At 38.4% G+C, this 10,567-nt stretch carries 11 protein-coding genes; all 11 read left to right on the top strand.

Features of this window, described 5'->3' with window-relative positions:
* Position 1: 1 nt before the first annotated feature.
* The 11 genes from J5A74_08905 to J5A74_08855 all read left to right on the top strand — a co-directional run bounded on the left by J5A74_08905 (position 2) and on the right by J5A74_08855 (position 10,563).
* Positions 2–1,453 (top strand): oligosaccharide flippase family protein, encoded by a 1,452-nt coding sequence (locus J5A74_08905; GenBank protein QUI95490.1) that lies wholly within the window; start codon positions 2–4, stop codon positions 1,451–1,453.
* Positions 1,453–2,289, top strand: coding sequence for a LicD family protein (locus J5A74_08900; protein QUI95489.1), 837 nt, complete (start codon positions 1,453–1,455; stop codon positions 2,287–2,289). Before J5A74_08905 ends, J5A74_08900 begins: the two co-directional genes overlap by 1 nt.
* Positions 2,290–2,299: 10 nt before the next feature.
* Positions 2,300–2,755, top strand: a complete 456-nt coding sequence (gene tagD / locus J5A74_08895) for a glycerol-3-phosphate cytidylyltransferase (protein ID QUI95488.1) — start codon at positions 2,300–2,302, stop codon at positions 2,753–2,755.
* A 16-nt stretch (positions 2,756–2,771) separates the two neighbouring features.
* Positions 2,772–3,794: a glycosyltransferase gene (locus tag J5A74_08890; GenBank protein QUI95487.1), complete on the top strand. Its 1,023-nt coding sequence runs from the start codon at positions 2,772–2,774 to the stop codon at positions 3,792–3,794.
* On the top strand, positions 3,791–4,600 hold the full coding sequence (locus J5A74_08885) for a glycosyl transferase (protein ID QUI95486.1): 810 nt from the start codon (positions 3,791–3,793) through the stop codon (positions 4,598–4,600). The genes J5A74_08890 and J5A74_08885 overlap by 4 nt, the downstream gene beginning before the upstream one ends.
* A complete protein-coding gene (locus J5A74_08880) occupies positions 4,590–6,056 on the top strand; it encodes a flippase (GenBank protein QUI95485.1) in 1,467 nt (488 codons plus the stop codon). The genes J5A74_08885 and J5A74_08880 overlap by 11 nt, the downstream gene beginning before the upstream one ends.
* A 4-nt stretch (positions 6,057–6,060) precedes the next feature.
* Entirely contained in the window at positions 6,061–7,113 is a 1,053-nt protein-coding gene (locus tag J5A74_08875) for a polysaccharide biosynthesis protein (GenBank protein QUI95484.1), read from the top strand.
* Positions 7,113–8,345: an NAD-dependent epimerase/dehydratase family protein gene (locus tag J5A74_08870; protein ID QUI95483.1), complete on the top strand. Its 1,233-nt coding sequence runs from the start codon at positions 7,113–7,115 to the stop codon at positions 8,343–8,345. Before J5A74_08875 ends, J5A74_08870 begins: the two co-directional genes overlap by 1 nt.
* Positions 8,346–8,381: 36 nt before the next feature.
* Positions 8,382–9,542 (top strand): UDP-N-acetylglucosamine 2-epimerase (non-hydrolyzing), encoded by a 1,161-nt coding sequence (wecB, locus tag J5A74_08865; GenBank protein ID QUI95482.1) that lies wholly within the window; start codon positions 8,382–8,384, stop codon positions 9,540–9,542.
* Positions 9,524–10,000 (top strand): VanZ family protein, encoded by a 477-nt coding sequence (locus J5A74_08860; protein ID QUI95481.1) that lies wholly within the window; start codon positions 9,524–9,526, stop codon positions 9,998–10,000. Before wecB ends, J5A74_08860 begins: the two co-directional genes overlap by 19 nt.
* A gap of 98 nt (positions 10,001–10,098) precedes the next feature.
* Positions 10,099–10,563 carry a ribosome maturation factor RimP gene (locus J5A74_08855; GenBank protein ID QUI95480.1) on the top strand — a complete coding sequence of 155 codons (465 nt, stop codon included), beginning with the start codon at positions 10,099–10,101 and terminating at the stop codon, positions 10,561–10,563.
* Positions 10,564–10,567: the final 4 nt, after the last annotated feature.

The raw sequence follows: 10,567 nt of genomic DNA, 5'->3' as shown, positions 1-10,567 counted from the left end.
GATGAACTCTAAGATTATCAAGAATTATTTATACAATCTTTCCTATCAAATTCTTGTTTTATTGGCACCGCTAATTACCACACCTTATATTTCTAGAACTTTAGGGGCAAGTGGTATTGGTATTTATAGCTATGCCTATTCGATTGAAGCCTATTTTGCAATATTTGCAGCGTTGGGTATGCAGGTATATGGGCAGTTAAAAATTGCTTCAGTGAGAAACAACAAAGGAAAGTTAACGGCCCTGTTTTATCAGATTATTTTGGCAAAGTTTTTGACCGCAAGTATAGCAGTCATTTCCTACTTAGCTTATGTCTTTTTTGTGGCCAAGGAAAATAAAGTAGTTGCATTTGCACTGACAATGAATGTGGCTGCAACATTTTTGGATATTTCATGGTTTTTACAAGCACTTGAGGAATTTAAAAAGACGGTTATTCGAAATTATGTTATCAAACTGACAAGTTTGGCATTGATTTTCATTTTTGTAAAAAAAGAATCGGATGTTTTAAAGTACACATTAATTTTACAAGGATCAATGGTGCTTGGAAATCTCAGTCTTTGGTTTGGTCTTAAGAAGTATCTTGTGCCAGTGAAAGTGTTAAAGTGGGGAACTTTTGAACATTTAAGAAATAGTTTAGTCTACTTTGTACCGACACTTGCAACAACGCTCTATGCTTACTTTGATAAGACAATGATTGGTTTGATTACACATTCTTCGGTTCAAAATGGTTACTATGAGCAGGCCTATAAGTTGGAAAATATTTCCATTACTGTGGTGAGTTCATTAAGTGTCGTCATTATGCCAAGAATTGCCTATTTGTTTAGCTCAAATAATAATTCAGAAATTCAAAAGATTTTAAAGAAATCATCATCTGTGATGATGATGATTTCAGTGCCGATTTGTATGGGAATTATTGCTGTCTCAGAAACCTTAGTACCTTGGTTTTTGGGAGAAAAGTTTATTCCTGCGACTCCAATTTTAAAGCTCTTTGCGACTTTGGTTGTCATTGATAGTATAAAGGATTTTTATGGAACGCAAATCTTGATTCCAATGAAAAAGCAAAAGTTTTATAATGTCATAATGATTACAGGTGTATTGATGAATTTGGTATTAAACTATGTCTTTATTATCCGCTATCAGGCATTGGGGGCTTGTATTGCATCTATTATTTCAGAAATTTTTATTGCAGTTGTCTTTGCAGTAAAGTGCAAGAGTGTATTGCACTTTAAAGAAATTTTAGGTAGCTTTTTGAAATATATCCTTGCAGGAGTCTTGATGGGACTTTTGGTCTATCAATTTAATAAGATGCATATGCGAGGAGCATTAAGAATTGCCAGTCAGGTGATTTCAGGTGGTATAAGTTATGTAGTGTTGCTGATGATTTTCAGGGATCAAGTTATCCTTGAATTTATCAATAAATTTAGAGGAAGAATGTTAGGGAGAAGGGAGTTGTAATGGATAAGAAGTCATTGCGACAGGCACAGCTTGCACAGCTGTTGCTTGCAAAGGAAACGAAAAAAATCTGTGAGAAACATAATCTCAATTATTTTTTGCTCGCAGGATCGGCATTGGGTGCCGTTCGTCACAAGGGATTTATTCCATGGGATGATGATTTGGACATTGGTATGCTTCGAGAGGACTATGACAAGTTTATGGAATATGCAAAGGAGGAGTTGCCAAAGACCATCTTTATGCAGACTTGGGATACTGATGAAAATTATGCACTTCCATTTTTGAAGTTGCGTCTAGAGGGAACAAAGTTTGTGGAGAGAAACACAAAGGATGTGGATTTGCACAAGGGAATCTACATTGACATTTTTCCATTTGACAATGTACCAGCTGATGAGCAGGCACAAAAGAAGCAGGCGAAGGAGACCTCTTTTTATTGGAAATGTCTGTTAGCTAAGAATCATTATGTGCTCTGGGATGATAAAGATTGGAAGAAAAAATCCATTTATCGATTGGTTCGCATGGCAACGAGTGTGATGTCAAAAAAGCAAATTCAGGCAAAGATTGATGCACAGATGTTGGCCTATAATGGACAAAAGACAGAGGAAGTTGTGGCTATAGGTGGCTCTTATGGCTACTGGAAGGAAAAGAAGAAGAGGCTCTGGTTAGAGACTACCGAGATTGTGCGCTTTGAGGACGATTATTTTCCAATTCCAAAGGCCTATGACGCATATTTAAAGAGCTTGTATGGTGACTATATGAAGTTGCCACCAGAGGATCAAAGAGAAAATCGACACAATATTTGTGAATTTGATCTTGGAAATTATACATTTGAGGGATAGGGTGAAAATTATGAAGAGAGTGATAACTTACGGAACATTTGACTTATTACATTATGGACACATCAATTTGCTGCGCCGTGCAAAATCCTATGGTGACTACTTAATTGTTGTGCTTTCATCAGATGAGTTTAATTGGAATGAAAAGCGCAAGAAGACTTATTTTACCTATGAGCAGAGAAAGCAGTTGTTAGAGGCTGTTCGCTATGTGGATTTGGTTATTCCAGAGACAAGGTGGGAACAAAAACGCAGTGATATGCATGAGTATCATGTGGACACCTTTGTGATGGGAGATGATTGGAAGGGCAAGTTTGATTTCTTGAAGGAAGAGGGCGTTGAGGTTGTCTATTTAGAGAGGACACCAGAAATTAGTTCTTCTCAGATTAAGAGGGATCTCTATGATGCCAATGCTGTAGATGGTGAGTCAAAGTTAGAGCACGGGGACATCAATACTGATCCAAAGAATTAATTCTGAGGTGAAGAACATGAAAATAGAAAAACTTCTATTTAGTGTAATTATACCTGTCTACAATACCAGAGACTACTTGCCTATGGCGATTGAATCTGTGCTCAAGCAGGACTGCACAGATTATGAAATTATTGTGATTGATGATGATTCAAGTGATGGTTCCAGAGAAGTTGTCGAAGGATATGAAAAGCGTGGAGAGATCATTGCGGCATACAATGAAAAAAATCAAGGTCTTTCGGCAGCAAGGAATCAAGGGATAGAAATGGCCAGAGGGGAGTATATCGTCTTTTTGGACAGTGATGACTACTTCTCAAGAGATGCCCTTAGTAATTTTAGGAAAAAGATTGAAGAATATGATCAACCTGATATTATTGCAGGACATGCCTATCGCTTGAATGGCACTTGTATCAGTAAAAAGAGAGGAAATAAAAGTCCCATTGTGGGGGTTATGAAGGGACGAGATTTTCTTGAGGACGGGTACCGCAGAGACTATCTTTTTGCATGTAGTCAATTTTACATCTATCGACGAGACTTTATTGAGGAAAAAAATTTGAGATTTAAGGAAGGTCTTGTCCATGAGGATGAGTTATTTACCCCCAAAGCTATGATTTGTGCTCAACGAGTGGTGGATGGGGATTTTGAGTTTTACTATCATCGAAATCGCCCAGGCTCAATTTCAAATAAAAGGGAAAAAAAGCATGTGGAAGATATCCGCACATTGTGTAAGGAATTGGAACAGTTTTTAGAAGATAGGGGAGAGAGTCCAAAGAATACTTGTTACTTGAGAGACCATATGGCTGTTCTCTATATGAGTGCCACTAGTGTGGGACTAGAAAATCATTTTTTAGATGTGAAGACAGCTAATTCAGATAAAAACTTTCCATTTCGCAATGCGAAACGCCGAATGACCATTGGGAAAGCGATTATCTATGCAGGATCACCAAGGGTTTATGTATTTCTCAAAAAAGGTTTAACGAAGATAAAGAAAGCTTGGAATTTAGTTTCTAAGGACTGTTTTTTTAGAAGGGCGGTGCTATGATTCCTAAAGTCATTCATTATTGCTGGTTTGGTGGGAAGCCACTTCCTAAGATTGCCAGAAAGTGTATTCAATCTTGGAAGCGATTTTGTCCAGATTATGAAATTGTAGAATGGAATGAGAAAAATTATGACATTCACAAAAATTCCTATATGGAAGAGGCCTACCTTCAGAAAAAGTGGGGATTTGTTCCGGATTTTGCTAGATTAGATATTATTTATCAAAATGGTGGCATTTATTTGGATACCGATGTGGAACTTATTCGACCATTAGACGAGCTCTTATATCATCGGGCATATATGGGATTTGAGGGGGAAAGGGATGGAGTAGCAATTAATCCTGGTCTTGGTTTTGGGGCAGAGAAAAATAATCCCATTTTGCTTGAGATGATGAAAGATATCTATGGAAATCGGCATTTTTGCAGAGAGGACAAAAGCATTGACATGACCCCTAGTCCAAGGCTGATGACGGATTTCTTGGTAAAGAAAGGTCTACTTGTCAGAAATCAAAGACAGTGTATTGGGAACGAATTGGAGATTTATCCCAAGTCATTTTTTGCACCAAAGGATTTTTGGGATGGAGGACTTTTTATAAAAGCAGATACTTTTTCCATTCATCACTACGATGCCTCTTGGATTGATTGGGAGAATAGAGTGGTGAAATGGTTTCGTTGGTTTTTGCCAAGATTTGGTGTATTTGGCAAAGGTTTGCTTTTTGTCTTGACAAAGATGTTCGGTCTCATTCGACATATTCGTCTCTATATCACAAGAAAGATAAAGAGACAAAAGGGGAAGAGCAATGGCCGTTAAGTCAAAAGCTGTGGCAAAAAATGCCATCTACAATATGCTCTATAAGACAGTGGTACTGATTTTTCCGATGCTAACTTCGATGTATGTGTCACGAGTTTTGCAGGAAGATAGAATTGGAAAGGTTGCCTATGCACAAAATATTGCTTCCTACTTCCTTGCACTTGCTCTATTGGGCTTTTCAGAATATGGCACAAGGGAGATGGCAAATGTAGCAAAGGACAGAGAAAAGACAAATATTGTCTTTTCAGAATTATTTTGTATCAATATTTTGTCCACAACAGTTGCCACGGTGCTATACATTTTATTGGTGTGTTCTCGGGCAAATTTGCGTGTAGATTTTTGGCTCTATATGGCCACAGGACTGGTAATTTTTTCTAACTATGCCAATATTGATTGGCTGTATCGAGGTCAGGAAGAATATGGCTTTATCACAGGGAGAAGTACTATTGTCAAGATCGTTTCCTTGCTTTCTATGTTACTATTTGTCCATACAAAAAAAGACTTTGTGCTCTATGCACTGTTGACGAGTATGAGCACGGTATATAATAATGCTGTGAGCATTTTTCGGGCAAGAAAGTATGTGAGTTTTACTTTTCAGGGCTTAAATCTCAAGAGGCATATGGAGAGTATGCTAGAGCTTGCAGGAGTGGCCTTTTTTGGGAATCTCTACAATAAATTAGATACAACCATGCTTGGAAAGATGGCAGATGATGCATCGGTTGGATATTATTTTATCGCAAGTAAAATTATTGTTTTGGCAATGATTAGTTGCCAATCGGTTTCAGAAGTTATCTTTCCTAAATTGAGCAGAATGTACGAGGAAAAAGACAATGAAAAACTGGAGAGCCTTGTAGAAAAGGGATTACAATTTTTGATCATCATTTCTTTGCCAGCAAGTATGGGCATTGCTTTGCTTGGAAAGGAAATTGTTGTGGCACTGTATGGCAGACATTTTTTAATGGCAGGTGCCACATTACAAATTTTTGCCCCAATGATGATTATCCGTCCGATGGCAGATTTAATCTGTTATCGGCTATTGATTAGTATAAAAATGGAAAAGAAAAGACTATTTGCCAGTATTTTGACCAGTGGTGTCAACTTTATTTGTAACTTATTGCTCATTCCCATATGGAAGCAAAATGGTGCAGCCATTGCCTCAATTTTGTCAGAATTGGTAGTCAATGCAATTTTATTCTACTATGTGAGACAGCAGGTAAAAATTCGGGTGAAATGGTCGATTTTCCTCAAGACATTGTTAGCTACGGCAATGATGTCGATTGCAATTATGGTGAGCAAGCTATGCCCTATTCCTGGGGCAATTCTTTCATTGGCTTGGTCAACCTTTATTGGGATAATGACTTATTTTTTGGTGAGTGTAGTTGCAAGAAATGAAGCAGTTATTACAATATTTCAAAAGATAAGAGAAATTATAAAAAAAGAAAAAAGGAGTGTATAAGATTATGTCATTATATTCAGGAGCAACATTGATGATTACAGGAGGTACAGGTTCATTTGGAAATACGGTGCTCAAGCATTTTTTGACTACAGATATTGGTCAGATTCGTATTTTTTCAAGAGATGAGAAAAAGCAGGATGAGATGCGTCACGATTTGCAGATGAAGTATCCAGATTACTATGGCAAGGTGAAATTTTATATCGGGGATGTTAGAGATCCAAGATCCATTAAGGATGCTATGCCGGGTGTCGACTACATTTTCCATGCTGCTGCACTAAAGCAGGTTCCTTCTTGCGAGTTCTTCCCAATGCAGGCGGTAAAGACAAATGTTGAGGGAACAGACAATATGTTGCATGCAGCCATTGAGGCGGGAGTAAAGCGAGTGGTATGTCTTTCCACAGATAAGGCTGCATATCCAATTAATGCAATGGGAATTTCAAAGGCTATGATGGAGCATGTGATCTATGCCAATGCACGTGTGGCAGCAGAAAGAGGAGATACGATTATTAGCTGTACTCGCTATGGCAATGTAATGTGCAGCCGTGGATCCGTTATCCCACTTTTTATCGATCAAATTAAGCATGGAAATCCAATCACGATCACAGATCCAAATATGACTAGATTTTTGATGAATCTCGATGAGGCGGTTGACCTTGTTGATTTTGCCTTCCACAATGCAAAGCCAGGAGATCTCTTCATTCAAAAGGCAGATGCTTCGACCATTGGTGTCTTAGCAAAGGCCGTTCAAAAGCTCTTTGGGGAGACAGAGACCAAGGTTATTGGAACAAGACATGGTGAGAAGTTATATGAGACATTGATGACAAGAGAAGAGAGACTTCGCAGTGAGGATATGGGACAGTACTTCCGTGTATCTGCTGATAATCGTGACTTAAATTATGACAAGTACTTTGTCAATGGACAGGTACAAACTATGGCAGATGAGTCCTACACAAGCCATAATACCAATCGCTTGGATGTCGAGGGAACCATCAAGAAATTGATGACAACAGACTATGTCAATGAGCAATTAAAATGGTTTGAGGAGAATAGAAAGTAATGAGGATTTTAGTCACAGGTGCGAGAGGATTTGTTGGAAAAAATTTGGTTGCCAACTTGATGAATGTCAAGGAGGGAAAAGATCGCAATCGAAATTTTGTTGTCGATGAAGTGTATAGCTATGACATCGATACAGATCCAGTACTTTTGGAGGAGTATTGTCAAAAGGCAGACTTTGTATTTCATCTGGCTGGTGTCAATCGTCCAAAGGATCAATCAGAATTTATGGAAGGAAACTTTGGTTTTTCTAGTACATTGCTTGAGAAATTGAAGGCTGCAAATAATTCTTGTCCGGTGATGTTAAGTTCATCTGTGCAGGCGACCTTAATTGGTCGCTATGGCACATCGGACTATGGAAAGTCAAAACTTGCGGGAGAAGAACTCTTCTTTCAATATGCCAAAGAGACAGGAGCAAAGGTTTTAGTGTATCGCTTCCCAAATTTATTTGGAAAGTGGTGCCGACCAAATTACAATAGTGCGGTGGCAACATTTTGTAATAATATTGCCAATGATTTGCCAATTCAAGTCAATGACCGCTCGACAAAACTGGAATTGCTCTATATTGATGATCTGGTAGAGGAAATGTTTGCTGCTCTGGAAAATCGCGAACATCATTGTGAGTATCCAACGGCCGATGAAGTGATTGACGGAAGGACATATGATGGCTTGACACCAAGAGAAGTAGAAAATGGTCGCTATTGCTTTGTGCCAACAACACATTTTGCAACGCTTGGAGAAATTGTTGACTTTTTGGAGGCCGTCCATCGACAGCCAGAAACATTACTTATGCCATCCATTCCAAATCATTCGCTGGAGAAGAAGTTGTATAGTACCTATTTGTCTTATTTGCCAAAGGAAAAAGCTGCATTTTCATTGCATATGAATTGTGATCCGAGGGGTTCATTTACTGAGCTGTTAAAGACCAGCGATCATGGACAGTTTTCTGTAAATATTAGTAAGCCAGGAATTACAAAGGGACAACATTGGCACAACACAAAATGGGAATTTTTTATTGTGGTATCAGGACAGGGGTTAATTCAGCAAAGAAGAATTGACAGCGATGAAATTATTGAATTTAGAGTTAGTGGAGAAAAGATTGAAGCTGTACATATGTTACCAGGATACACCCATAATATTATTAATTTGAGTGAGACAGAAAATTTAGTGACATTGATGTGGGCCAATGAAGCCTTTGATCCAAAACATCCAGATACTTTTGGAGATCCTGTATAGGAAGAAGGGTGAAAGATTAGAGTGGAGGAAAATAGCATGGGATTTAAAAATAATGGAAAATTAAAGCTGTTGATTATTGTGGGCACAAGACCTGAGATTATTCGTCTCTCAGCGGTCATTAAAAAGTGTAGACAGTATTTTGATGTTGTTCTTGCACACACAGGACAAAATTATGATTATAATTTAAATGGTGTGTTCTTTGATGATTTGGAACTGGATCCACCAGAGGTGTATATGGAAGCTGTGGGCGAGAATTTGGGTGCAACAATGGGCAATATTATTGAAAAGTCCTATACATTGATGAGCGAGATTCGTCCAGATGCAGTGCTTGTGCTTGGAGATACCAATAGCTGTCTGTCCGTCATTGGGGCAAAGAGATTGCATATTCCAATTTTTCATATGGAAGCGGGAAATCGCTGCAAAGATGAGTGCCTTCCAGAGGAAACAAATCGCCGCATTGTAGATATCATTTCCGATGTCAATTTGGCCTATTCAGAGCATGCAAGAAAGTATTTGGCCGATTGTGGTTTGCCAAAGGAGCGCACATTTGTCACAGGTTCTCCAATGGCAGAGGTTTTACACAATAATTTAGACAAAATTATGGCATCTAATATTCATGAGAGACTGGGATTAGAAAAGGGAAAATATATTCTTTTATCTGCACATCGAGAGGAAAATATTGATACAGAAAAGAATTTTAATTCTCTGTTTAATGCGATCAATGCCATTGCAAAGAAATATGATATGCCAATTTTATATTCTTGCCATCCAAGAAGCAAGAAGAGACTGGAAACATCAGGATTTGAGCTTGACTCTCGAGTTATTCAGCATGAGCCACTTGGTTTTCATGACTACAACTGCTTGCAAATCAATGCCTTTGCTGTAGTATCGGATTCAGGAACATTGCCAGAGGAATCTTCCTTTTTTACTTCGGTGGGACATTCTTTTCCAGCGATTTGCATTCGAACTTCGACAGAGCGTCCAGAGGCAATTGATAAGGGATGTTTTGTACTCGCAGGAATTGATGGAAATTTCTTGGTGCAGGCCGTAGAGACTGCAGTAGCTATGCAAGAAAATGGAGATAATGGAATTCCAGTGCCAGATTATGTTGATGAGAATGTGTCAACAAAGGTGGTAAAGATCATTCAAAGTTTTACAAATGTAGTGAATAAGATGGTATGGCGAAAAGAATTATAAGTAAGGAAAGCATAGCTACTCTTTTTGTTATTCTCATTTTATGTTTTATCTGGGGACATTCGATGGTGCCAAGAGCAGCTTCTTCTAGGGAGAGCACAAAAGTATTGGGTGAGGTTGGACCGTGGCTTAGTAACATTGTAGGAGAAAAAAATACCACAGAAGAGTTGGTCAGAAAGATGGCTCATGCCACAGAGTATTCTTGGCTTGCGATGGCAGTGTTTGTCAGGATGTGTCTTGACAAGAAAAAGATTCGCAGGTATAAGGTTTTGCATATGTGCTTTTTTGTCGCATTTATTGACGAAACTATTCAAATTTTTTCAGGTAGAGGTCCACAAATTCGAGATGTTTGGGTGGACTTGTTGGGGGCAAGCATTGGTTTATTGATTGCAACCGTGGTGCGAAAAATTTGGAAATATAAAAAATCTTCTTGCATAGCACAAAAGAAAGTGCTAGAATAGGGAACATATACAGAAACTGATGTCGAGTGGACCGCTTGTCGGTCCACTCGATTGCGTATGATCAGATATTGAAATCTAGAAGAGAAGGGGATGTGTATATGAGTAAAAGCGACACTTATGTGAAGCGGACAGAAGAGTTTTTGACAAAATTACAAGAAACAATGCCATTTGAGTTAGTGGATGTGGAGTTTGTAAAGGAAGCAGGGGAGTATTATCTTCGAGCCTATTGTGACAAAGAAGGGGGTATCGGAGTCGATGACTGTGCAGATATTAGCAGAGCCTTGAGCGATTGGCTTGATCAAGAGGATTTTATCTCTGAAGGGTATATTTTGGAGGTAAGTTCACCGGGACTTGGAAGAACCTTGAAAAAGGACAAGGATTTTGTTCGTGAGATGGGTAAGGAAGTTGAAGTTAAATTGTATAAGGCAATAGAAAAGAGAAAAGATTTTTCTGGAACATTGGTTGCTTTTGATAAGGATATGCTGACCATCGAAGAAGATGGAAATACCTTGACATTTAGCCGAAAGGACATCGCAAATGTTCGCTTGGCGATTGATTTTTAATATT

It is taken from the genome of Lachnospiraceae bacterium oral taxon 096, assembly GCA_018141845.1.
GTDB lineage: Bacteria > Bacillota > Clostridia > Lachnospirales > Lachnospiraceae > F0428.
Note: the sequence above shows the minus strand (reverse complement) of the source record. Positions and strands in the feature narration are given on the sequence as shown.